Annotated in this window: 16 protein-coding genes and 1 pseudogene; 6 read left to right on the top strand and 11 right to left on the bottom strand. The window is 67.9% G+C overall.

Features of this window, described 5'->3' with window-relative positions; all coding sequences use genetic code 11:
• Nucleotides 1–3: 3 nt before the first annotated feature.
• Together AC5Y36_RS15310 and AC5Y36_RS15305 are read right to left on the bottom strand one after the other, a co-directional pair.
• Nucleotides 4–1,143: a mechanosensitive ion channel family protein gene (locus tag AC5Y36_RS15310; RefSeq protein WP_500041778.1), complete on the bottom strand. Its 1,140-nt coding sequence runs from the start codon at nucleotides 1,141–1,143 to the stop codon at nucleotides 4–6.
• A 103-nt stretch (nucleotides 1,144–1,246) separates the two neighbouring features.
• Nucleotides 1,247–1,873: a TetR/AcrR family transcriptional regulator gene (locus AC5Y36_RS15305; protein ID WP_500041777.1), complete on the bottom strand. Its 627-nt coding sequence runs from the start codon at nucleotides 1,871–1,873 to the stop codon at nucleotides 1,247–1,249.
• A 249-nt stretch (nucleotides 1,874–2,122) separates the two neighbouring features.
• On the opposite strand from AC5Y36_RS15305, the gene AC5Y36_RS15300 reads away from it, so the two are divergent.
• Complete coding sequence (locus AC5Y36_RS15300; protein WP_500041855.1) at nucleotides 2,123–2,470, top strand: DUF3060 domain-containing protein; 348 nt, start codon at nucleotides 2,123–2,125, stop codon at nucleotides 2,468–2,470.
• Between the two features lie 24 nt (nucleotides 2,471–2,494).
• Here AC5Y36_RS15300 and AC5Y36_RS15295 read toward each other — a convergent pair whose 3' ends face one another.
• From AC5Y36_RS15295 to rpoB, 8 genes are all read right to left on the bottom strand, one after another.
• Nucleotides 2,495–3,259 carry a crotonase/enoyl-CoA hydratase family protein gene (locus tag AC5Y36_RS15295; protein WP_500041776.1) on the bottom strand — a complete coding sequence of 255 codons (765 nt, stop codon included), beginning with the start codon at nucleotides 3,257–3,259 and terminating at the stop codon, nucleotides 2,495–2,497.
• Between the two features lie 17 nt (nucleotides 3,260–3,276).
• Entirely contained in the window at nucleotides 3,277–3,975 is a 699-nt protein-coding gene (locus tag AC5Y36_RS15290; RefSeq protein ID WP_500041853.1) for a PaaX family transcriptional regulator C-terminal domain-containing protein, read from the bottom strand.
• Between the two features lie 81 nt (nucleotides 3,976–4,056).
• The gene (locus tag AC5Y36_RS15285; protein WP_500041775.1) at nucleotides 4,057–4,995 is read right to left on the bottom strand and encodes a crotonase/enoyl-CoA hydratase family protein; all 939 of its coding nucleotides are present in this window, start codon (nucleotides 4,993–4,995) and stop codon (nucleotides 4,057–4,059) included.
• A 52-nt stretch (nucleotides 4,996–5,047) separates the two neighbouring features.
• A complete protein-coding gene (locus AC5Y36_RS15280; RefSeq protein WP_500041774.1) occupies nucleotides 5,048–6,676 on the bottom strand; it encodes an acyl-CoA dehydrogenase family protein in 1,629 nt (542 codons plus the stop codon).
• Nucleotides 6,677–6,757: 81 nt separating this feature from the next.
• Nucleotides 6,758–7,513, bottom strand: coding sequence for a deoxyribonuclease IV (locus AC5Y36_RS15275; protein WP_500041773.1), 756 nt, complete (start codon nucleotides 7,511–7,513; stop codon nucleotides 6,758–6,760).
• 93 nt (nucleotides 7,514–7,606) lie between these two features.
• A complete protein-coding gene (locus AC5Y36_RS15270; protein ID WP_500041772.1) occupies nucleotides 7,607–8,494 on the bottom strand; it encodes a type IV toxin-antitoxin system AbiEi family antitoxin in 888 nt (295 codons plus the stop codon).
• A gap of 134 nt (nucleotides 8,495–8,628) precedes the next feature.
• Nucleotides 8,629–12,579: a DNA-directed RNA polymerase subunit beta' gene (locus AC5Y36_RS15265; protein WP_500041771.1), complete on the bottom strand. Its 3,951-nt coding sequence runs from the start codon at nucleotides 12,577–12,579 to the stop codon at nucleotides 8,629–8,631.
• A gap of 54 nt (nucleotides 12,580–12,633) precedes the next feature.
• Nucleotides 12,634–16,134: a DNA-directed RNA polymerase subunit beta gene (gene rpoB / locus AC5Y36_RS15260; protein WP_500041770.1), complete on the bottom strand. Its 3,501-nt coding sequence runs from the start codon at nucleotides 16,132–16,134 to the stop codon at nucleotides 12,634–12,636.
• A 426-nt stretch (nucleotides 16,135–16,560) separates the two neighbouring features.
• Here rpoB and AC5Y36_RS15255 point away from each other — a divergent pair, with 426 nt between their 5' ends.
• Genes AC5Y36_RS15255 through AC5Y36_RS15245 form a run of 3 tightly spaced genes read left to right on the top strand, consistent with a single transcriptional unit; the run spans nucleotide 16,561 to nucleotide 20,485 of the window.
• On the top strand, nucleotides 16,561–18,123 hold the full coding sequence (locus AC5Y36_RS15255) for a flavin-containing monooxygenase (RefSeq protein WP_500041769.1): 1,563 nt from the start codon (nucleotides 16,561–16,563) through the stop codon (nucleotides 18,121–18,123).
• The gene (locus tag AC5Y36_RS15250; protein WP_500041768.1) at nucleotides 18,120–18,992 is read left to right on the top strand and encodes an SDR family NAD(P)-dependent oxidoreductase; all 873 of its coding nucleotides are present in this window, start codon (nucleotides 18,120–18,122) and stop codon (nucleotides 18,990–18,992) included. Before AC5Y36_RS15255 ends, AC5Y36_RS15250 begins: the two co-directional genes overlap by 4 nt.
• Nucleotides 18,989–20,485 carry a flavin-containing monooxygenase gene (locus AC5Y36_RS15245; RefSeq protein ID WP_500041767.1) on the top strand — a complete coding sequence of 499 codons (1,497 nt, stop codon included), beginning with the start codon at nucleotides 18,989–18,991 and terminating at the stop codon, nucleotides 20,483–20,485. The genes AC5Y36_RS15250 and AC5Y36_RS15245 overlap by 4 nt, the downstream gene beginning before the upstream one ends.
• 56 nt (nucleotides 20,486–20,541) lie before the next feature.
• On the opposite strand, the gene AC5Y36_RS15240 is transcribed toward AC5Y36_RS15245, so the two are convergent.
• Nucleotides 20,542–21,939, bottom strand: a complete 1,398-nt coding sequence (locus AC5Y36_RS15240; RefSeq protein ID WP_500041766.1) for an ABC1 kinase family protein — start codon at nucleotides 21,937–21,939, stop codon at nucleotides 20,542–20,544.
• A 210-nt stretch (nucleotides 21,940–22,149) separates the two neighbouring features.
• On the opposite strand from AC5Y36_RS15240, the pseudogene AC5Y36_RS15235 reads away from it, so the two are divergent.
• Nucleotides 22,150–22,309, top strand: a pseudogene (locus AC5Y36_RS15235) (helix-turn-helix domain-containing protein); the annotation flags it as partial.
• A gap of 418 nt (nucleotides 22,310–22,727) precedes the next feature.
• Nucleotides 22,728–23,324, top strand: coding sequence for a TetR/AcrR family transcriptional regulator (locus AC5Y36_RS15230; RefSeq protein WP_500041765.1), 597 nt, complete (start codon nucleotides 22,728–22,730; stop codon nucleotides 23,322–23,324).
• Nucleotides 23,325–23,355 lie beyond the last annotated feature (31 nt).

The following is a 23,355-nucleotide window of genomic DNA, read 5'->3' as shown; positions in this document are numbered from 1 at the left end:
ACGCTACGGCTGGCCCGGGCCCCGCTGGCGTGCTCGGTCGCGCCCGTTACCGGCCCACACTAGTTCCTCGTCGGCACGCAGCTGCGGAGGTTCGAACCGCCAGCGTGGCAGGGCTTCGGGGTGCGCGCGCTGCAACCAGTCGACCATGCCTTCCCGGATGTTGCAGCGCAGGGTGAACAGCGCGTCGGAGTTGGATGCGCTCACGGTGATGCGCACCTGCAGGAAGCCGCCCACCGCGTCGAGGACCACCAGCGAGCCGGACCGGCCGTCCCACAGATCGCTGTCGGCGAGCTGGCGTTGCAACTCGGCGCGCATCTCATCGACGGGAACGGTGAAGTCCAGGTCGAACACCACGGTGCCGAGCAGGTCAGTGCTGTATCGCGTCCAGTTTTCGAACGGGGTGGTGGTGAAATAGGTGGTCGGCAGCACCAGACGCCGCTGATCCCAGACCTGCACCACCACGTAGGTCAAGGTGATCTCCTCGATACGACCCCATTCGCCTTCCAGCACCACGACGTCGCCGACCCGGATCGCGTCGGAAAACGAGATCTGCATTCCGGCGAACGCCGAGCCCAATGAGGTCTGGGCAGCCAGGCCGGCCACCACCGAGACCACGCCGGCCGAGGCGAACAGCGTCTTGCCGACCTGGGTGAACGACGGGAACGTCATCAGTACCGCAGCGCCACCCAGCACGAACAGGACAGCGATCGCCAGCCGGCGCAGCGTCATCGCCTGGGTTCGGATTCGCCGGTGTTGACGATTGACATCGGCGATGGCCGCGTCCCCGGCCGCGAACCGGGCCACGATGCGTCGTTCGGCAACCCGAACCAGACTGGCGAACAACCAGGTAACGGCGGCGATCGTCAGAATCCGCAGCAGGTGGTCGAGCTCGCCCCGCCAGGACACCGACGCATCGATGGTGCTGTCGACGGTGATGTGCGCGGCGATCACCATCAGCAGCACGCGGAACGACCGGCGGGTCAGCAGCTCCAGGTCGTGGATCAACCCGCTGCGCCGGCAGATGGGGCGCACCACCCACGACAACGCCCAGCCCAACAGATAGGCACCGGTGATCGCACCGGCCAGCCAGGCCAGGTTCACGCTGAGATGGGTGGCGGACGCAAGCTCGATCGCCTGGTGCATGGTGCTATCAGCTCCAGCATGTCGGGGTCGGTGAGTCGGCTGCCCCGAGTCTAGGTGAGCCCGTCCGGTCCATCAGAGCCGCAGGTCACGGCACCGCACCCGGCTATTTGCTGCGATGCTCCAGGCCGGCGGCCAGCCGCAGCAGCATGTCGGAGAACACCGCGTCGGTGTCCAGGCCGTCCATCACCCCGGTCATCTCCAACAGCACAAAACCGTGCATCGCCGACCAGAACTCCAGCGCTGCATAGAACGCCTCCTCGCCGTCGATGCCGTAGGACGACAGCACCGCGATGACCGGCGCGGCCGCTCCCCGGGTGGCGGCGGTGTACTCCGGGTCGTCACCACCCAGCGGCATCCGGGTGAACGCGGAATACCGGCCCGGGTGATGGTGGGCGTAGCTGCGGTAGGCGCCGGCCATGACCAGCACCGCGTCGTCGCGGCTACGACCCTCACCGACCTGGTTCAGCATGCCGATGATGTCGTCGATGACCCGCATCCGCACCGCGCGGCGCAGGTCCTCGAGGCTGTGCACGTGGTTGTACAGCGACGGACCCTTGGTGCCGAGCTGCGTCGCCAGCGCGTTGATGGTCAGCGCGTCCCAGCTCTCCCGGTCCAGGAAGGTGAGCGCGGCGTTGACGATGATGTCGCGGCTGAGCTTGACCGACCGGGACGGCTTTCCGCCGGCACGCGAACGACCACCCGCTGCCTGCGGTACTGGTCCTGCTGCCATAACGCTCGCCCTTCAGTTGGCCTGACCGACCTCAGCGCAGGCCGATCAGCGAAGAACTCTAGTTGACGCGGCGGGCCCGCGGTGCGCCCGCCGCAAAGCCTTTTCTAGGCGCTTGCGAGCCGTTTTGCCGAGATTCGTCCGCTAAGTGGGACAACCCGACCATCCACAGCCGCGTTGGACGTAGGCTCCAACCGGACCGATGACGAGAGGGGCCCGACAGTGAAATCGATCTCCCTGGGTGGGGCGCTGATGGCCTGTGCGATGACCCTGCCCATCGGCTTGGCGCTCGGGACCCCGATTGCGCACGCCATCAACGGCGACACCCACATCACCGGGCAGGGCGTGGTGCAGACGCTGGATTGCAACGACTCCACCCTGTTCGTCAACGGCTCGCAGAACATCATCCACGCGCTGGGCAGCTGCTGGGCGATCAACACCCAGGGCTCCTCGAACACCGTCATCGCCGACAACGTGGTCAACGACATCACCGTGTACGGCTACGACCAGACGGTCTTCTACCACACCGGCGACCCCTACATCAACGACGTCGGCCGCCAGCTTCAGATGACCAACCGCATCATGCGGGTGTCCGGCTAATCCGAGCTCGGCTGCGCCCGCAGGTCAGGTCGGGGCACCGTGCCGGCCAGCACCGTCGGCGAATCGCTTTGCGCCCGCGAGAGTTTCGGTAGCCACCCGCGCCAGGCTGCCGAATTCAACGTCCATGGCCTCGGATTCGCTCATCCCCCACTGGTTGATCGCCGAGTTGCGGTCCGAGCGCAGGCACTGTTGCGGTAGCGCGGCCAGTTGCGCGGCCAATTCCTCAGCCGCCTGCCGCGCCTGCCCCTTGGGTACGACGCGGTTCGCCAGGCCGATCGCCAGGGCCTCGGCCGCGTCCACGGCGCGACCGGTGAGGATCAGATCCATTGCCCGGCTGTGCCCGATCAGCCGGGGCAGCCGCACGGTTCCGCCGTCGATCAACGGCACGCCCCAGCGCCGGCAGAACACCCCGAACACCGCGTCCTCCTCGGCCACCCGCAGGTCGCACCACAGCGCCAGCTCCAGGCCCCCCGCGACCGCATAACCGCTGACCGCGGCGATCACCGGCTTGGACAGCGCCATCCGCGACGGCCCCATCGGGCCTGGGCCGGTGCGGTGCGCCGGGTTGCCCTCGGGGGTGCCGATCGCCTTGAGATCAGCTCCGGCGCAGAAGGTTCCGCTCTCCCCACACAGCACCGCCACCGCTGCGGTGTCGTCCCGGTCGAATTCGTCGAATGCCGCATACAGGGCTGCCGCGGTGGGGCCGTTGACGGCATTGCGCGCGTGCGGCCGGTCCAGGATCACCGTGGTCACCGCGCCGTTGCGTTCCACCCGCACCGGATCGCTCATCTCGCCTCCCTCGTCGATCAGTCCAGTCGCCGGCCGAGTTCGGCGGCGAAGTCGGTGTAGGCGCCGCGCAGTCGGGTACCGGGCCAACCGGGCGGCAGCAGCGTGTCGGGCAGTACCGGATCGGTGAGCAGGTGCCGCACGATCGCCGCCGCCACGACGAATCGTCCGGGGACGTCGTCGGCCTCGGCCATGGCGGCGATCAGGTCGTCTCCGGTCTGCATCCAGGTCGGCAGATCCCAGAGCTGCCCGGCCAATTCGGCGGGTCGGTCGTCGCGGGCGTTGAGCAACCGCACCCGTGACAGGGTGTCGGCATCGAAGGTGACCTCGATGTTCTCCGGCCGCATCCACACACCTTCACGCAACTCGGCGAACCGGCTGCGCTGCAAGGTGGTCCGCAACGTGGAGCGGGTCCGGGCATCGGCACCGATGTTGGTGATGACCAGCATCATCCAGCCGCCGCGCCAGGTGTGCACGCGCGGCCACACGGCGTCGTCTTGGCGGCGCTGGCGGTCCAGCAACCGGTCGGAGAGCCGGTAACCGTCCGCCGACCGGACCAGGTCACCGCCGGCGACCATCCGGGTCAAAGCCACCCGCAGCGTCGCCTCTTTGATGCCGAAATCGGCTGTCAGCCGGACCAAGTCACCGGCGGCGGCGTAGGCGGGGTGGGCGCCCAGGAGAACCGACAGCACCACCGAGCGGGCCGTCATGCGCGCCAGCGTCTCCGGCCGTGCCGGTCCCGCAGTCTCGGATCGGGGACTGTGGTGTCCGCGGGCGGGAGCCGTCGACATGGTTGCGGGTCAGACCTGCGAGGCGCGGCGGCCGTAGTCGCCGTAGGGCTCGTCGCGGTGCCGCACCGCCTCACGGAAGCCGTGCTGCACCGCGTCGGCCACGAAGGCGTGCCCTTCCGGGGTGTGCCGGGCGACGCCGTCGAACACCGTGCTGACCATCCGGCTGGTGGCCACCCCCTGTTGCAGCAGCGGGGCGTTGAGTGCGAGCTTGGCCATGATCAGTTGGTTGACCGGCATCGCGGCGATGCGAGCCACCAGCCGCTCGGTGCGCTCGTCGAGGTCCTGCGGGGCGGGGGCTTCGATCGCCAGGCCCCATTCGGCGGCTTGCGCGCCGGTGATGCAATCCCCGGTCAGCAGAAGGCGTTTGGCCCGCTGATCACCAAGCCGGTGCGCCCACAACCCGGCCGCCGGGATCCCCCACACCCGGGTGGGCGGGTAGCCGATCTTGGCGTCCGATGCCGCGATCACCTGGTCGGCGTGCAGCGCGATGTCGGTGCCGCCGGCCACGCAGTAGCCGTGGATCTTGACGACGGTCGGCTTGTCGGCATGCATCAGCGAGGAGAACCCGCGCACAAACCGGCTCATCATCTGGTAGTCGATCATCGGGTCCCACGGCTGGTCGGCCTGGTGGTTGACGGCCTGGGTCTTGCCGTCGAGCACGGTGCCTTTGTAGCCGCGGTCCCCACCGGCCGACGAGGACCCGTCGGCGTAGGCGGACAGATCGAAGCCGGCGCAAAAGCCCTCGCCGCGACCGGAAACCAGGATCACGTGCACGGCGGGGTCCAGGTCGGCGCGCTCGACGAGCGCCGACAGCTCCAGCGGGGTGTCGGCGACGATCGCGTTGCCCTTGTCGGGGCGGTTGAAGGTGATTCGGGCTACCCGGTCGGTGACCTCATAGGTCATCGTCTTCAGGTTGTCGAAATCGACCGGCCTGATCGCGTGGGTCATCGGCGCCGCTCCTCGTCAGTACTTCGCTTGGCATCGTTGTGCGCGCGGGTACTCACCCCTTGACCAACGCCCGCTCGAGGATCGACGCCAGGTCCAGGCCGGTCGGCAAGGTGCCGAACGCCCCACCCCAGCTGCCGCCCAACCGGGTGGCCGCGAACGCCTCGGCGACGGCCGGGTGTCCGTGTCGCACCAGCAGTGAGCCCTGCAGCGCCAGGCAGATGTCCTCGGCGACCTGGCGGGCCCGGTATTCGGCGGACTCGAAGTCCTTCAGCTGGGACTTGAGCTTGTCGAGGTGTGCGTCCAGGCGCGCGTCCTGCCCGGCGGTCTGGCCCAGTTCGTCGAACAGCACCTCGATGGAGTCGGGACGAGTTGCCATGGCGCGCAGGGTGTCCAGTGCGCTCACGTTGCCCGACCCTTCCCAGATGCCCATCAGCGGCGCCTCCCGGTACAGCCGTGGCATGCCGGAGTCCTCGATGTAGCCGTTGCCGCCCAGACATTCCAGCGCTTCCACCGCGTGCGGGGTGGAGCGTTTGCACACCCAGTACTTCGACGCCGCCAGGCCGATGCGGCGCAACAGTCCTTCGCGTTCGTCGCCCCGGATAGCCCGGTCGGTGGCACCGGCCATCCGCATGGCGACGATGGTGGCGGCCTCGGCTTCCACCGACAGGTCGGCCAACACATTGCGCATCAGCGGCTGGTCGATCAGATACTCGCCGAACGCCTTTCGGTGCTGGGTGTGATACATCGCCCGGGTCAGGCCGGTACGCATGCTGGTGGCGCTGCCCAGTGTGCAGTCCAGTCGAGTGAGGTTCACCATCTCGATGATGGTGGCCACGCCGCGGCCCTCCTCCCCGACCAGCCAGGCGATCGCACCGTCGTATTCGATCTCCGAGGAGGCGTTGGCGTGATTGCCCAGCTTGTCCTTGAGCCGCTGCAGGAACATTCGGTTGCGGGTGCCGTCGGGCAGCACCCGCGGAACCAGGAAGCAGCTCAGCCCGCCGGGTGCCTGTGCCAGGGCCAGGAAGATGTCGCACATCGGCGCCGAGGTGAACCACTTGTGCCCCCTCAGCGAGTAACTGCCGTCGGTGTTGGGAGTGGCCGAGGTGGTGCCGGCGCGCACGTCGGAGCCGCCCTGCTTCTCGGTCATCGACATGCCCGCGGTGATTCCCGGCTTGGCGGTGGCCAGTTTCAATTCGGGGTCGTAGACGCGGCTGGTCAGCAGCGGCTCGTAGACGGCGGCCAGCTCCGGGTTGTTGCGCAGCGCGGGCACGACGGCGTACGTCATCGAGATCGGGCACATGTGACCGGGTTCGGCGGTCCACACGCCGGTCTTGGCTGCCCGCACCACGTGCGCTCCGGGGCGATCATCGGCCCACGGCGCGGCGTGCAGCCCGTGCGCGATCGCCGCGCGCATCAGCTCGTGGTAGGCCGGGTCGTATTCCACTTCATCGACGCGGTGGCCGGTGCTGTCATGGGTGTGCAGGATCGGCCGGTTACGGTTGGCCAGCTCGCCCCAGCGTTGTGCCTGTGCGCTGCCGGAGAGGGCACCGACCTCGGTGACCTCGTCGACGCCCCACTGTCCGCCTTCGCGGATCAGTGCCTCGATGAGCACCGGCGACGCCGCCGGGTTGTGGCCCTCCAACGGGGGGACCTGGTTGGTGACGGTGTGCGTGTCGGCCATGCCAGGAATATTACACTTTTACGACAGCTGCACAAGGGTTGTAATACGGTTGGCCACGTCGCGGCGGCGAAGCCCGCCCGGTCAGCCCAGTTGCTCGCGCAGGAACGCGATGTCGTCTTTGCGGCCCTCCTCGGCGGTCTCGCAGATCACCGGGGCACCGGCGGCCTTGACCACCGCGACCAGCAGCTGCGGATCGATCTGCCCGGTACCGACGTTGGCGTGGCGGTCGCGACCGGACCCGGCGGCGTCCTTGGAGTCGTTGCAGTGCACCAGGTCGATGCGGCCGGTGATGGCCTTGATCCGGTTGACGGCGTCGGGTAGCTCCTCCCCGGCCGCCCAGGTGTGGCAGGTATCCAGGCAGAAACCGATGCCGGTGTCGCCGATGTGCTCCCACAGCCGCGCGATGGTGTCGAAGTGGCGCGCCATCGCGTAGTCACCGCCGGCGGTGTTCTCCAGATACACCGGAACCGTGGACTCGAGCTGGTCGAGCGCCTTGCGCCAGCGCTCGAATCCGGTTTCCAGATCATCGTCGGCGGTGACGTGGCCGCCGTGCACGATCACCGCCGCCGCGTCGATGTCGGCGGCGGCGTCGCAGGTCTGCTGCAGGATTTTGCGGGACGGGATGCGGACCCGGTTGTTGGCCGAGGCCACGTTGATCAGATAGGGCGCGTGCACGTAGACCGGCAACGCCGCCGCGCGCAGCTGCGCGGCGTCTTCGCGCGGCTTGGGCGCTTTCCAGCTCTGCGGGTTACCCAGGAAGATCTGCACGACGTCGGCACCGTCGGCTGCCGCGGCGGCCAACGGATCGGCCGGGCTGACATGCGAACCGATGAGCACGGCCTCCAGTGTAGGGGCGCCTCCTTGCTCGCGAGCAGACACAGAATCGCACTCCAGCGGCACCGCGGATGCGATTCTGTGTCTGCTCGCCCCTCACCCCACCAGACGAGACCTCAACAGATGGCTGTCGATACGTGCGACCAGACCGACCGGATCACCCCGGATGTCGTCGACCGTCATCGGAATACTCGTCCATCCGCACTCCTGCAGCCGGGCGATCTTCAGCCGGTCATGCAAGAGCCCGTCACGGCTCATGTGCCATAGCAGACTGTCGTATTCGGCGGCGACCATTGCTTCTGGCCAGGCGAAATCGACCCGCCACACCTTCCCGTACCGGTCAACGATTTCGTACTGCAGCTCCGGCGTCGGCAGTCCGCCGTCGATGAACACCAGCCGCGCCTCACTCTCCATCGGCGACTCGGCGCGACCGTCGGCGTACTCGATCAGCTCCCGCACCCTGACGATGCCGCGCCGACGCTTCTGTTCGATGATCGCCGCGTGCAATTCGGCCGTGGTACACGCCCCGATGTGCAGCGCGGCGTCAAGCGTCGCCAGCGCCCGAGGCCGACGCAGGGTCCGGGCGATCTCGACCGCCGTCCACGCCGGCGCGGTTGCAAGTCTCCCCCGGACCCGGCGCAATGGCGCACCGCTGCGCTGATGCACCATCAGTCGCCTGGTTGGCCGCATGCGGACCCCGGGATCCAATACATGTACAGCGCTGGGGTTTTCAACGTCGAAGCCGTACAGGCCAGCCGCTGTTGCCATGCAGGCAACAGCGTGCCGTCCCATAAAGAGATCCAGAGCGGCTAATCGGCCGAGCGTGTCCGGCTCCGCGGCGGCGTACACGCCGTACCAAACTCTGGTGAGACCGCCCGTTCGTACTTGGACATCGAGCTCCTGGCGCGTCATCACCGTCGTCAACTGAGCAGCGGTTGCAAATCCCCCGCATTCTCGAAGCAAGGTCAGGGCGTCGGTATACATCACCGAAGCGTGCGGCGATCATGCGTGACTCGCCACTCACCCTGTGGATAACGCCGAGCAGACGCAGATTCGCACTCGGCCTAGGGCCAGAGTGCGAATCTGCGTCTGCTCGCGCTGGGAAGCGCTAGGAAGCGCTACCGGTAGTCGGAGTACCCGTAGTCGTCCAGCGGAACCGCGGCACCGGTCGCCGTGCCGAAGTCCGGGCTGTAGTACTGATCCTCATACGACGGGATCGTGTACGCGGCGGCCCGGGCCTCCTCGGTCGGCTGCACGGTGATGTTGCGGTACCGGTTGATCCCGGTGCCGGCCGGGATCAGCTTGCCGATGATCACGTTCTCCTTCAGACCCTGCAGCTTGTCGCTGCGGCAGTTGATCGCCGCATCGGTCAGCACGCGGGTGGTCTCCTGGAACGACGCCGCAGAAAGCCACGAGTCGGTGGCCAGCGACGCCTTGGTGATCCCCATCAGCACCGGACGACCGGCGGCGGGCTCGCCGCCCTCGGCCACCACCCGACGGTTCTCGGACTCGAACTCGGCGCGCTCGGTCAGCGAGCCGGGCAGGAACTCCGTGGAACCCGAGTCGATGATCGTGACCCGGCGCAGCATCTGCCGGACGATCACCTCGATGTGCTTGTCGTGGATCGACACACCCTGGGCCCGGTAGACCTGCTGGACCTCCTTGACGAGGTGGATCTGCACCTCGCGGGGGCCCTGAACCCGCAGCACCTCGTGCGGGTCGGCCGAACCCTCCATCAGCTGCTGGCCGACCTCGACGTGGTCGCCGTCGGTGAGCAGTCGCTCGGTCCCGTCGTCGTGCTTGAACACCCGCAGGCGCTGACGCTTGGAGAGCTTGTCGTAGACCACTTCCTCGCCCCCGTCGTCGGGCACGATGGTGATCTTGTAGAACTTCTCGCCCTCCTCCAGGCGGACCCGCCCGGTGACGTCGGCGATCGGCGCCTTACCGCGCGGCACCCGGGCCTCGAACAGCTCCTGCACCCGGGGCAGACCACCAGTGATGTCCTCACCGACGCCACCCTGGTGGAAGGTACGCATGGTCAGCTGGGTACCGGGCTCACCGATCGACTGGGCGGCGACGATACCGACGGCCTCACCGATGTCGACCAGCTTGCCGGTGGCCATCGACCGGCCGTAGCAGGTCGCGCACACGCCGGTGCCGGTGGTGCAGGTCAGCACCGAGCGCACCTTCACGTTGGTGATGCCCGCCGCCAGCAGCGCCTCGATCGCCGGGTCGCCCAGGTCGTGGCCACGCTCGACGACGACGTTGCCCTTCTGGTCGACCGCGTCGGTCGCCAATGTGCGGGCGTAGGCCGAGGTCTCGATGAACGGGTCGCGGATCAGCACGTCATCGGCGCCGAGCTCGGCCAGCGTCACGATGATGCCGCGTTCGGTGCCGCAGTCGTGCTCGCGCACGATCACGTCCTGCGACACGTCCACCAGACGACGGGTCAGGTAACCCGAGTCGGCGGTGCGCAACGCGGTGTCGGCCAGACCCTTTCGGGCGCCGTGGGTGTTGATGAAGTACTCCAACACCGTCAGGCCTTCACGGAACGACGACTTGATCGGGCGCGGGATGAACTCACCCTTCGGGTTGGTCACCAGGCCCTTCATGCCGGCCAGCGTCCGCGTCTGGGTGAAGTTACCGGTGGCACCCGACTTCACGATCGTGATGATCGGGTTGTCCTCGGGGTAGTACTCCTCGAGCGCCTTACCGACTTCTTCGGTGGCTTCCTTCCAGATCTCCACCAGCGCCTCGTTGCGCTCGTCGTGGTTCAACGCACCACGCTGGAACTGCCTTTCCACCTTGTCGGCCCGCTCCTCGTGCCGGTCCAGGATCTCCTTCTTGCCCGGCGGCACCAGAACGTCGGCCATCGACACCGTCACCCCCGAACGCGTGGCCCAGTAGAAGCCAGCGTCCTTGAGCTTGTCGACGGTCTGGGCGACCACGATCATCGGATAGCGCTCGGCCAGATCGTTGATGATCGCGGCCTGCACCTTCTTGTGCATCTGCTTGTTCACGAACGGGTAGCCCACCGGCAGCAGCTCGTTGAACAGCACCCGACCCAGGGTGGTCTCGGCCATCCAGGAATCGCCGGGCCGCCAGTTGTTCTCACCGAACACCTCGGTCTCGATCTCGGCCGGCGGACGCAGCTGGTCCAGACGCACCTTGATCTTGGCCCGCACGCTCAGCGCGCCGCGGTCGGCGGCCATGATCGCCTCGGCCGGCGAGGCGTACACGCCGTGCTCGGGACGGTCCTTGGCGGCGGCCACGTACTCGCCGGTCTCCCCCGGAACCTCGGTGGTCAGGAAGTACAGCCCGGTCACCATGTCCAGACGCGGCATGGCCAGCGGGCGACCCGAGGCCGGCGACAGGATGTTGTTCGAAGACAGCATCAGGATGCGGGCCTCGGCCTGCGCCTCGGCACTCAGCGGCAGGTGCACCGCCATCTGGTCACCGTCGAAGTCGGCGTTGAACGCCTCACACACCAGCGGGTGCAGCTGAATGGCCTTGCCTTCCACCAGCATCGGCTCGAAGGCCTGGATGCCGAGGCGGTGCAGCGTGGGTGCACGGTTCAGCAGCACCGGGTGCTCGGCGATGACCTCTTCCAGCACATCCCACACCTGCGGACGCTGCCGCTCCACCATCCGCTTGGCGCTCTTGATGTTCTGCGCGTGGTTCAGGTCGACCAGCCGCTTCATCACGAACGGCTTGAACAGCTCGAGCGCCATCAGCTTGGGCAGACCGCACTGGTGCAGCTTGAGCTGCGGGCCGACCACGATGACCGAACGGCCCGAATAGTCGACACGCTTGCCCAGCAGGTTCTGCCGGAACCGGCCCTGCTTGCCCTTGAGCAGATCGCTCAACGACTTGAGCGGACGGTTGCCCGGCCCGGTGACCGGACGGCCGCGACGTCCGTTGTCGAACAGCGCGTCCACGGACTCCTGCAGCATCCGCTTCTCGTTGTTGACGATGATCTCGGGCGCACCCAGATCGATCAGCCTCTTGAGCCGGTTGTTGCGGTTGATCACGCGGCGGTACAGGTCGTTGAGGTCGGAGGTGGCGAACCGGCCACCGTCGAGCTGCACCATCGGACGCAGCTCCGGCGGGATCACCGGCACCGCGTCGAGCACCATGCCCATCGGGGAGTTGCCGGACTGCTGGAAGGCGGCGACCACCTTGAGCCGCTTGAGCGCCCGAAGCTTCTTCTGGCCCTTGCCGCTACGAATGATCTCGCGCAGCAGCTCGGCTTCGGCATCGATGTCGAAGTTCTCGATCAGCTTCTGGATCGACTCCGCACCCATCGCCCCGGTGAAGTACTCGCCGTAGCGGTCGATGAGCTCGCGGTAGAGGTTCTCGTCGACGATCAGCTGCTTGGGGGCAAGCTTGGTGAAGGTGCTCCAGATCTCCTCCAGCCGGTCCAGCTCACGCTGGGCACGGTCCCGGAGCTGACGCATCTCGCGCTCGCCACCGTCGCGAACCTTGCGGCGCACATCGGCTTTGGCGCCCTCGGCCTCCAGCTCGGCCATGTCGGCTTCCAGCTTCTGGGCCCGGGCCTCCAGGTCGGCGTCGCGCTGGTCCTCGACGGCCTTCTTCTCGACGACCATCTCGGCTTCCAGCGTGGACAGCTCGTTGTGGCGCATCTCGTCGTCGACGGCGGTGATGACGTAGGCGGCGAAGTAGATGATCTTCTCGAGATCCTTGGGCGCCAGGTCGAGCAGATAACCCAACCGCGACGGCACACCCTTGAAGTACCAGATGTGGGTGACCGGGGCGGCCAGCTCGATGTGGCCCATCCGCTCACGACGCACCTTGGCGCGGGTCACCTCGACGCCACAGCGCTCACAGATGATGCCCTTGAAGCGGACGCGCTTGTACTTGCCGCAGTAGCACTCCCAGTCGCGAGTCGGTCCGAAGATCTTCTCGCAGAACAGGCCGTCCTTCTCCGGCTTGAGCGTGCGGTAGTTGATGGTCTCCGGCTTCTTGACCTCGCCGTAGGACCATTGCCGGATGTCCTCGGCGGTAGCCAGGCCGATCCGGAGTTCATCGAAGAAGTTGACGTCGAGCACGTAACTCCCTTTCCCCTTGCGGGTTTTCAGTGGAAATTTCGAATAAGGCCAGATCTACGCAAGATCCTCAACGGAGGCGGATTCGTTGCGGGACAGGTTGATACCCAGGTTCGCGGCAGCGCGCTCCAGGTCCTCGTCCTCGCCTTCGCGCAGCTCGATCGCCGCACCGTCACTCGACAGCACCTCGACGTTGAGGCACAGCGACTGCAGCTCCTTGAGCAACACCTTGAACGACTCGGGAATACCCGGCTCGGGGATGTTCTCGCCCTTGACGATCGCCTCGTACACCTTGACCCGGCCGACGGTGTCGTCGGACTTGATGGTCAGCAGCTCCTGCAGCGTGTACGCCGCGCCGTAGGCCTGCATGGCCCAGCACTCCATCTCACCGAACCGCTGGCCACCGAACTGCGCCTTACCGCCCAGCGGCTGCTGGGTGATCATCGAGTACGGACCGGTGGAGCGGGCGTGGATCTTGTCGTCCACCAGGTGGTGCAGCTTCATGATGTACATGTAGCCGACCGTCACCGGGTACGGGAACGGCTCGCCGGAGCGACCGTCGAACAGTCGCGCCTTGCCGTCACCGTCGACCAGCACCTCGCCGTCGCGGCTGGGCAGCGTCGAGGCCAGCAGACCCTGCAGCTCCGCCTCCTGCGCCCCGTCGAACACCGGGGTGGACACGATGCTGTCCGGCTCGGACGACAGCAGATCCGCGGGCAGCTTGGCCGCCCAGGGCGGAATCCCGGCCGAGCTGTCAACTTGCCAGCCGGCCTTGGCGACCCAGCCCAGGTGGGTTTCCAGGATCTGGCCGATGTTCATCCGTCGCGGCACACCGTGGGTGTTCAGGATGATGTCGACCGGGGTGCCGTCCGGCAGGAACGGCATGTCCTCGACCGGCAGGATCTTGCCGATAACACCCTTGTTGCCGTGCCGGCCGGCCAGCTTGTCACCGTCGGAGATCTTGCGCTTCTGCGCGACGTAGACCCGGACCAGTTCGTTGACCCCGGCGGGCAGCTCGTCGTCGTCCTCGCGGGAGAACACCCGGATGCCGATGACCTTGCCGGACTCGCCGTGCGGCACCTTCAGCGAGGTGTCGCGGACTTCGCGGGCCTTCTCACCGAAGATCGCCCGCAGCAGCCGCTCCTCCGGGGTCAGCTCGGTCTCACCCTTCGGGGTGACCTTGCCGACCAGGATGTCGCCGTCGCGGACCTCGGCGCCGATGCGGACGATGCCGCGGTCATCAAGATCGGCGAGGACTTCGTCGGAGACGTTCGGGATGTCCCGGGTGATCTCCTCGGCGCCCAGCTTGGTGTCGCGGGCGTCGATCTCGTGCTCCTCGATGTGGATCGAGGTCAACACGTCCTCCTCAACCAGGCGGTTGGACAGGATGATCGCGTCTTCGTAGTTGTGGCCCTCCCACGGCATGATCGCCACGAGCAGGTTCTTGCCCAGCGCCATCTCACCGTTGTCGGTGCAGGGACCGTCGGCGACGACCTGGCCGGCCTCCACCCGCTGGCCGGTGTCCACGATCGGACGCTGGTTGGCGCAGGTGCCGTGGTTGGACCGGTTGAACTTGCGCATCCGGTAGGTCTGCCGCGTCCCGTCGTCGGCCATCACGGTGATGTAGTCCGCCGACACCTCCTCGATGACGCCGGCCTTGTCGGCCACCACGACGTCACCGGCGTCGATGGCCGCACGCAGCTCCATCCCGGTGCCCACCAGCGGTGCCTCGCTGCGCACCAGCGGAACCGCCTGGCGCTGCATGTTGGCACCCATCAGGGCGCGGTTGGCGTCGTCGTGCTCGAGGAACGGGATCATCGCGGTCGCGACCGACACCATCTGGCGCGGCGAGACGTCCATGTAGTCGACCTCGGCCGAGGACACGTACTCGACCTCGCCGCCCTTCCGGCGGACCAGCACGCGCGGCTCGGTGAACCTGCCGCTGCCGTCGATCGGCGAGTTGGCCTGCGCCACGACGTGGCGGTCCTCCTCGTCGGCGGTCAGGTAGTGGATCTCATCGGTGACAACACCGTCCACCACCTTGCGGTACGGCGTCTCGATGAAGCCGAACGGGTTGACCCGCGCGTACACCGACAGCGAGCCGATCAGACCGATGTTGGGGCCTTCCGGGGTCTCGATCGGGCACATCCGGCCGTAGTGGGACGGGTGCACGTCGCGAACTTCCAGGCCGGCCCGCTCACGGGACAGACCACCCGGGCCCAGCGCCGACAGGCGGCGCTTGTGGGTCAGACCCGACAGCGGGTTGTTCTGGTCCATGAACTGGGAGAGCTGGCTGGTGCCGAAGAACTCCTTGATCGCGGCGACCACCGGGCGGATGTTGATCAGGGTCTGCGGCGTGATCGCCTCGACGTCCTGGGTGGTCATCCGCTCGCGGACCACGCGCTCCATCCGGGACAGGCCGACCCGGATCTGGTTCTGGATCAGCTCGCCCACGGTGCGCAGCCGGCGGTTACCGAAGTGGTCGATGTCGTCGACCTCGACGGGCACCTCGACGCCGCCGGGCACCGTCATCGTGGACTGGCCCTCGTGCAGGCGGACCAGGTACTCGATGGTGGCGACGACGTCCTCTTCGGTCAGCGTCGTGGTGGTGACCTCGGTCGCCGCGGCCTTCAGGCCCAGCTTCTTGTTGATCTTGTAGCGACCCACCCGGGCCAGGTCGTAGCGCTTGTCCTTGAAGAACAGGTTCTCCAGCAGGGCCTGCGCGGATTCCTTGGTCGGCGGCTCGCCCGGGCGCAGCTTGCGGTAGATCTCCAGCAGCGCCTCGTCGGGGCCGGCGGTGGTGTCCTTCTCCAGCGTGGACATCATGATCTCGGAGAAGCCGAACCGCTCCCGGATCTGCTCGTTGGTCCAGCCCAGCGCCTTGAGCAGCACGGTGACCGACTGGCGACGCTTGCGGTCGATGCGCACACCGACGGTGTCGCGCTTGTCGACGTCGAACTCCAGCCACGCGCCGCGCCCGGGGATCACCTTGACGCTGTGCAGCGTCTTCTCGGTGGACTTGTCGATGCTCTCGTCGAAGTAGACGCCCGGCGAACGCACCAGCTGGGACACCACGACACGCTCGGTGCCGTTGATGATGAAGGTGCCCTTCTCGGTCATCATCGGGAAGTCACCCATGAACACCGTCTGGCTCTTGATCTCGCCGGTGTTGTTGTTGATGAACTCCGCGGTGACGAACAGCGGGGCCGCGTAGGTCATGTCCTTGTCGCGGCATTCGTCGACCGGCGCCTTGACCTCGTCGAAGCGCGGATCGGAGAACGACAGCGACATCGACTGGGAGAAGTCCTCGATCGGCGAGAGCTCCTCGAGGACCTCCTCGAGGCCACCGACCGGCGTGGCCTCACCACGCGCGATCGCCTTCTCACGCCACCCCGGCGCACCGATCAACCACTGGAACGAGTCGATCTGAATGTCGAGCAGGCCGGGAACCTCCAGCGGTTCACGCAGCTTGGCGAAGGAAATTCGGTTAGGGGCTCCGGGAACGGAGGAATTGGAGCTAGTAGTTTCAGCGGACTTGCTCTGGCGCGAGACTGCCAAGATGCATCCTTCCAGCACCTCATGCGACTGGCGAGCCTGGAAAGGTCCAAGTCCGTGCGCCGCGATATCTGTGTCGGTTCGGCTGGCGGACGATCTGTCCGGATCTCACGCACGCGCACAGACGCCGAATGCGAGGAGCTCAGGCGTGTGACGACGGTGTCGGGTGCGGTGAGGTGGGCAGGAGGTAGCCAGCGCAACGTCCAACACTAGCGCAGGAGCGCGCATTCCTCAACCGCGGCGCACCGGGGTGTATCGACGCTGGCTGGCGTCCTGTCCTACCCGTGCACCCATGCTGGGAAACAGAGTGACCCGTTTGCGCCCGTGCGTCAAGAGGTGACGCGCCGGGTTTACCCGCTATTTCCACCCACTGCCTGCCGCCCCGGCGGGCCGCTTGACAGAGTGATACATCAGTCCGATTATTCAAACGTGTCAGAACCGGACTACCTCGTTGCCGTGATCGGCGCCGGCCCCGGCGGGATCGCCGCCGGCGCCCGCCTCAAACAAGCTGGCCACGATGACTTCGTCATCCTCGAGCGGGCGGCTGAGCCCGGAGGCAGCTGGCGTGACAACGACTACCCCGGCATCGGCGTCGACGTGCCCTGCTTCACCTACCAGTACTCGTTCGCCAAAAACCCGTCCTGGTCACGGCTTTTTCCGCGCGGCGCCGAGGTGAAGGGCTACCACGTGCAGGTGGCCCGCGACCTCGGGCTTTACCCACACATGCGGTTCGGCGTCGAGGTGGTCAAGGAGACCTGGGACGACGCGGCCCAGCTGTGGCGGGTGCACACCGCCGCCGGTGAGCAGATCACCGCCCGGTTCGTGCTGTCCGCCATCGGGGCGTTCATCACCCCCAAGACCGACCCGGGCGTTCCCGGCCTCGACGCGTTCGCCGGCAAGGTGCTGCGGCCCACGGACTGGGACCACGACTACGACCTGGCCGGCAAGCGCGTCGGCATCGTCGGCACCGGCGCCAGTTCGGTGCAGATCACCCCGTCCATCGCGCCGCGGGTGGAGCATCTGACCGTCTTCCAGCGCACCCCGGTGTGGTGCTGGCCCAAGCCCGACGTCCGGCTCGGGGCGCTGCTGGGGTCGCGGGCCGGTGAGACCGCCGTCAGCGGCGGCGCCCTGGCCCTGGTCGAGGCGCTGACCCGGCTGGTGGTCTACAGCCCGCCGGCGCTGGGCCGGATCGGGGCGGCGGTGATGGATCGCTGCGCCCGCGGGCTGTACCGCAGCTATCTGCGGGTCGCCGTCCGCGACCGCCGCACCCGGCGCGCCCTGCTCCCCCGTTACGGGGTGCTGGGCAAACGGCCCACCTTGTCCAACACCTTCCTGCAGGCGTTCAACCGCGACAACGTCACCCTGGCCGATGAGGCGGTCACCGAGATCACCCGCGACGGGGTACGCACCGCCGACGGGCGGCTGCACCGGCTCGACGCGCTGGTGCTGGCGGTCGGCTACCAGCTGTTCTCCGACCCGGAGACCTACCGCCGCGGCACGGTGGTCGGAGCCGACGGTTTCGACCTCGGCGAGTTCTACGCCCAGCACCGGTTGCAGGCCTACGAGAGCGTCGCGGTGCACGGCCTGCCGAACCGGTGGATGCTGGTCGGCCCGTACTCCTGGACCGGCACCGGCTGGCATTTCATGGTGGAGTCCTCGGCCGCGCACGCGGTGCGGGCGATCTGCGAGGCCGACCGCCGCGGTGCCGCCGTGGTGGAGGTCACCGCCGAGGCACAGCGCGGCTACCACGACAAGATTCAGCGGCAGGGCCGCAACATCCAGCACTACTTCGGCGTCCGCAACAAGGGGCTGCGCACCTACTACGTCAACTCCCAGGGCGACATGCCCTATGTGCGGCCGACCACCGCGCTGCAGTCGCGGCGGGCCGCGACGTCGTATCCGTTCGGCGACTACGACTGGCGCCCGCTGGCGGCCCAGGCCGCCGAGCCCGGCTCCGGCGACGAAGACGCCGTCGCACAGGTGGCGCGGTGACCCGGGGCTATCCGCCGATCCCGCTGTCGGGGGCCGTCGTCGCGGTGACCGGGGCGGCCCGCGGGATCGGGCTGGCCACCGCGCAACGGTTCGCCGCGCGCGGCGCCGTGGTGGCGCTGGGCGATCTGGACGGGGCCGGCGCCGAGGCCGCCGCGTGCGCCATCGGCTCGGGGGCGCGCGGCTATCAGGTCAACGTCGCCCACCGCGAGAGCTACCAGCAATTCGCCGACGCGGTGCACACCGACCTGGGGCCGATCGACGTGCTGGTCAACAACGCCGGGATCATGCCGATCGGGGCATTCCTCGACGAGCCCGAGGATGTCACCGCGGCGACGTTCGCGGTCAACGTGTTCGCGCACTTTCATGCCGCGCGGGTGGTGGCACCGGCCATGATCGGCCGCGGCCGCGGGCACATCGTCAACGTCACGTCGGCGGCCAGCCGGCTGCACTCCCCGGGGCTGGCCAGCTACACCGCGGCCAAGCATGCCGCCCTGGCGTTCAGCCGCAGCCTGCGCGAAGAAGTCCGCGCCGACGGTGTCTCGGTCACCGCGGTGCTGCCGTCGGCGGTCAACACCCAACTGGTGGACGGCATCCCGCTGGGCTCGCTGCGGGCCGGGGTGATCCAGCCGGCCACGGTGGCCCGGCGCATCGTCACCACGGTGCGGACCCGCCCGCCGGTGGCCGGGGCACCGGCCGGCATCACGCCGCTGCTGACGGCGGCGAACCTGGTCCCGGAACGGCTGTGGCTGATCGGTCGGCGCACCGTCAACGCCGACCGCACCATGGGCCCGATCGACCGGGCGGCGCGCGCCGAGTACGACGCCCGCATCGAGGCCAACGCGCACGAGGCGCCGGAGCAGGCCCGATGAGCGCCGCCCCGGACATGCTGGTCGCGATCATCGGCGGCGGCGTCGGCGGGCTGGGCGCGGCCATCGCCTTGCAGCGGGCCGGCTACACCGACTTCACCATCTTCGAGCGCGCCGACGAGATCGGCGGCACCTGGCACACCAACCGCTATCCCGATGTCGCCGTCGACATCCCGGGCATCGTCTACCAGTTCTCCTTCGAGAAGAACCCGAACTGGTCGCGGACCTTCCCCAAGGGCGCCGAGGTGCGGGCCTACATCGCGGGCCTAGCCGACAAGTACCGGCTGCATGCCCATCTGCGGCTGCGCACCGAGGTGATGAGCCGCGAATGGGACGAGGACAACCACCGCTGGCTGCTGCGCCTGAGCGACGGCAATACCGTGACGGCCCGCTTCGTCATCACCGCGCTGGGGGCATTCGTCGAACCGCGGGTGCCCGACATCGCCGGGCTGCAGGACTTCGCCGGTACGGTGATCCAGACGCAGGCCTGGGATCACAGCCTCGACCTGACCGGCAAGCGCATCGCGGTGATCGGCACCGGCGCGACCGCGGTGCAGGCGGTCCCGCAGCTGGCCAAGGTCGCCGCCCAGCTCGACGTCTACCAGCGGCGCGGCATCTGGGTGTTCGCCAAACCGGACTTCGGAATCCCGACCGCCGTTCAACGCATCTTTGCGTATCTGCCGTTCACCCAGACGCTGGTCCGCGGCGCGGTCGCCGGACTGGTGGAAATGGGACTGGTCGGGATCACGGTGTACGGCAAGCAGATCGAGCCGATCGCCAAGGCGGCCCAGTGGGCCTGCCGGGCCTACCTGTTCACCCAGGTGCGCGACCGGCAACTGCGCCGCAAGCTGACGCCCGACTACGGATTCGGCTGCAAGCGTCCGAGTGTCTCCAACATCTACTACCGGACCTTCACCGCCGAGCACGTCGAGCTGGTGACCGACCCGATCGAGGCCATCACCGCGACCGGGGTCCGCACCCGCGACGGCCGACAGCGCGACGTCGACGTGCTGGTGCTGGCGACCGGCTTCGAGATGTCCAACAGCCCGCTGGTGTACCGGCATCGTCCGGTCAAGGGCCGCAACGGATTCGACCTGGCCGCGTTCTACGACACACAGCGCGCCGCCGCCTATGAGGGGGTGTCGATGCCGGGGCTGCCCAACACGTTCATGATCTTCGGCCCGTACTCGTGGTCGGGCAGCTCCTGGCATGTGATGGTGGAGAACGCCACCCGGCACGCGCTGCGCGTCATCGACGAAACGCTGCGCCGGGACGCGACCGCGGTGGAGATCTCGGAGGCGGCCAACGATCGCTTCCACCGCTTCGTGTCCAAGGCCGGCGCGCAGACATTGATGCACGGTTCGGCCTGCGTGGGCTCCAACAGCTACTACCTGGACCGCAACGGCGACTTCTCGTTCCTGCGGCCCACCACCGCCTACCAGGCCACCCGCGCGTCGAAGACGTTCGACCTCGACGACTACGTCTACCAGCGCTGAGTCCTTTACCCGCCGAAATTGCAGCCAGGCACGGGGCCACCCGCATGTACCAGGATTCAATCTCGCGGGATCTGGGCGGCGCGCCAGGCGGCCTCGGCGATGCCCAGCTCGGTGACCGGCGGCGCGTCGTAGACCCACTCGCAGGCCACCCGAAACCAGTTGCCACCCGCGCCGATATGGCTGATGGCGCCGAACACCAGGAAGTCCAGCCGCCGGGAGAACAGGTGCTCGGGTGGCAGCCGTTCGTTGCGCATCGCCTCGAATGAGCGGCTGCCGGGGTAGGTGGCGCCCAGCATCGCGGCGCTCACATCGAGCGGCTTGATGCGGATGTAGTCGTCGACGAAGTTCCAGCCGGCGGCATCCAGCGTGTACTGCATGCACTCCTCGGCGGTGACCGTCGAGTCGGGACCCAGCACCCCGGTCTGCTCCAGCAGATCGCGCAACCCCGCGCCGTCGGCGGCGATGCACAACTGGGCCACCCGTCGTTCCACCTCGACCGCCTCCGGCGGCATCCGTTTGTACAAGCCGAAATCCAGGAACGCGACCCGCCGGTCGGGCAGGTAGAGGAAGTTGCCGGGATGGGCGTCGCCGTTGAATTCGCCGTCGCGGAACAGCGAGCCCAGATAGAACCGGTAGATGATCTCGCCGACCCGGTCCCGCTCGGCGTCGGGCAGCTCGGCCACCTGTTGGGCGGTCAGCCCCTCGACGTATTCGGTGGTCAGCACCGAGTCCGACGACAGTTCGGCGATCGGCGCCGGCACGTGGATGAACGGGTGGCCGGCGAAGCGCTCAGCGGCCCGCGCCTGGTTGGCGAACTCCTGCCGGTAGTCCAGTTCGCGGGTCAGCTCGGCGCTGATCTCGTCGAGGAAGTCCTGGGCGGCGACCGTCGGCACCCGCGACTTCCACATCCGCAGGAACAGCGCCAGGTTCTTCAGGTCGGCGCGCACCGCTGCCCGCACCCCGGGGTACTGCACCTTGACCGCGACCGCCCGGCCGTCACGGGTGCGGGCCCGGTACACCTGGCCGATCGACGCGGCCGCGAAAGCGGTCGTCTCGAACGACGCGAACGCCTGCTCCAGCGGACCCAGTTCGGCTTCGATGACCGGGCGCAGCATCGCGAACGGCATGGCGTCCACCGAGCCCTGCAGCCGGGACAGCTGCCGGCTGAACGCCGCCCGGGACGCCTCGTCGACGATGCCGAGGTCGATGAACGACAGCAGCTGGCCGATCTTCATCGCCGCGCCGCGCATGTCGCCGAGCACGGCGACGAAGTCGCGGGCCATCCGCTGGTCGGCGGCATCCAGCAGCTGGGCACGCCGGGTCTCCGATACCGCGATCGTCCCCGCCTTGATCACGACGCGGCGCAGGGTCTGCTTGGCGGCGAGCTTGCCCAGCGCGGCGCCGCGGCTGACCCGCGACGTCGGCAACGGCGTCTGATCAGCTGTGTCAGCCACCGCGCCTCCCCTGCTGGTGCTATATTTCGGGTAAATATTGACAACCCAGTCGGGCAATTCCGGACTCATAGTGGCACAGCATCGAGACTTTCGACACCACCAGCTCGCAAGGAGGTCAGGGTGACCGTCGATGCCGATCGCCGCGGCGCCCCGCGCCGTGGTCGCGGCCGTCCGCCCAGCCCCGGCCTCGAGGATCGCCGTCGGGCCCAGATCATTTCGGCCGCGGTCGAGGTGTTCACCGAACGCGGTTACCAGGACACCACCATGGCCGACATCGCCCAGCACGCCGGCATCGGTCAGGGCACCCTCTACCGATACGTGCCCAGCAAGCGTGAACTGCTCGATCTGGTCTTCGACTATTCGGTGGAAGAGGTCATCGGCGCCACCGAACCGGCGCTGCGACTCGACGAGCCGCCGAGCGACCCGGCCGCGCTGCTGGGGCGTTTCGACGCGGCCATGGATGCGCTGTCCGATCTGTTCAGCCGGCGTCCGGAGTTGCTGTCGCTGGTCGCGGTCGAGGCGGCCGCGATGGACGAGGAGCTCAAGCTGCGGATGCTGGGCCTGGAGGCCACCGTCGCGCGGATGACGGCGCGGCTCTGCGAGGACGCCCAGGAGGCCGGATTGTTGCGGCCGGGCGTCGACCCGCAGGTGTGCGGACTGCTGGTGACGAAAATGCTGCTGCCGCCGGGGCTGCGGGAGGTGCTGGGCCAGCTCGATACGGCGGCCCGTGCCCGCTACCGCGACGCCATCGTCGACTTCGTCAAACACGCGTTGCTGGTACCCGAGCAATGACCGCAGCCATCGACCGCCGCGCGCAGCTGGCCGAGGCTGCGTTCGAGGTGTTCACCAGCCGCGGATATCGCAACACCGCGGTTGCCGACATCGCCGCCGCGGCCGGCGTCAGCCACGGCTCCTTCTACAACTACTTCACCAACAAACGCGAGATCCTCGATGCCGCAATCGACTACGGGCTGGAGTCGCTGGGCCCGCAGCTGACGCCGCCCACAGAGCCGGCCACCACCCTCGAGGAGTTCCTCGAGGGCATGACGGCGCCGTTGCGGGCGCTGCACGAGTTCGCGATGGTCAACAACCGGTTGGTGTCGTTGATCGTCTTCGACGCCGCGGCCATCGACGATGCGCTGACCAACCGCGTCATCGAGATCGTCGAATCGGTGGCGCGGGACTGGCAGCACCAGATCGATCACGGGGTGCAGGCCGGGTACCTGCGGCCGGGGCTGGACACCCAGGTGCTCGGTGAAGTCATGGTCGCCATGACCATGGTGGTGCTGCTGCCGGCCCAGGGCGGTGCTCCGCTGCCCGGCGGCCTCGACCACGTCATCGCACAGATCGCCGACTTCCTGCGGGCCGGGCTGGCCGCGGGGTAGCGCGAGCAGACGCAAAGGTGCCCTAAACCAC

It is taken from the genome of Mycobacterium sp. NGS50 (assembly GCF_059812545.1).
The sequence above is the reverse complement of the archived record's forward strand: the minus strand, read 5'-3'. Positions and strand labels throughout refer to the sequence as shown.

Excerpts from the sequence above, each read along its gene's own strand:
- AC5Y36_RS15310 (WP_500041778.1), bottom strand. The coding sequence starts at position 1,143 with ATGCACCAGGCGATCGAGCTTGCGTCCGCCACCCATCTCAGCGTGAAC.
- AC5Y36_RS15285 (WP_500041775.1), bottom strand. The coding sequence starts at position 4,995 with ATGACCCACGCGATCAGGCCGGTCGATTTCGACAACCTGAAGACGATG.
- AC5Y36_RS15270 (WP_500041772.1), bottom strand. The coding sequence starts at position 8,494 with ATGTATACCGACGCCCTGACCTTGCTTCGAGAATGCGGGGGATTTGCA.
- AC5Y36_RS15305 (WP_500041777.1), bottom strand. The coding sequence starts at position 1,873 with ATGGCAGCAGGACCAGTACCGCAGGCAGCGGGTGGTCGTTCGCGTGCC.
- AC5Y36_RS15295 (WP_500041776.1), bottom strand. The coding sequence starts at position 3,259 with ATGAGCGATCCGGTGCGGGTGGAACGCAACGGCGCGGTGACCACGGTG.
- AC5Y36_RS15245 (WP_500041767.1), top strand. The coding sequence starts at position 18,989 with ATGAGCGCCGCCCCGGACATGCTGGTCGCGATCATCGGCGGCGGCGTC.
- AC5Y36_RS15280 (WP_500041774.1), bottom strand. The coding sequence starts at position 6,676 with ATGGCCGACACGCACACCGTCACCAACCAGGTCCCCCCGTTGGAGGGC.
- AC5Y36_RS15300 (WP_500041855.1), top strand. The coding sequence starts at position 2,123 with ATGGCCTGTGCGATGACCCTGCCCATCGGCTTGGCGCTCGGGACCCCG.
- AC5Y36_RS15230 (WP_500041765.1), top strand. The coding sequence starts at position 22,728 with ATGACCGCAGCCATCGACCGCCGCGCGCAGCTGGCCGAGGCTGCGTTC.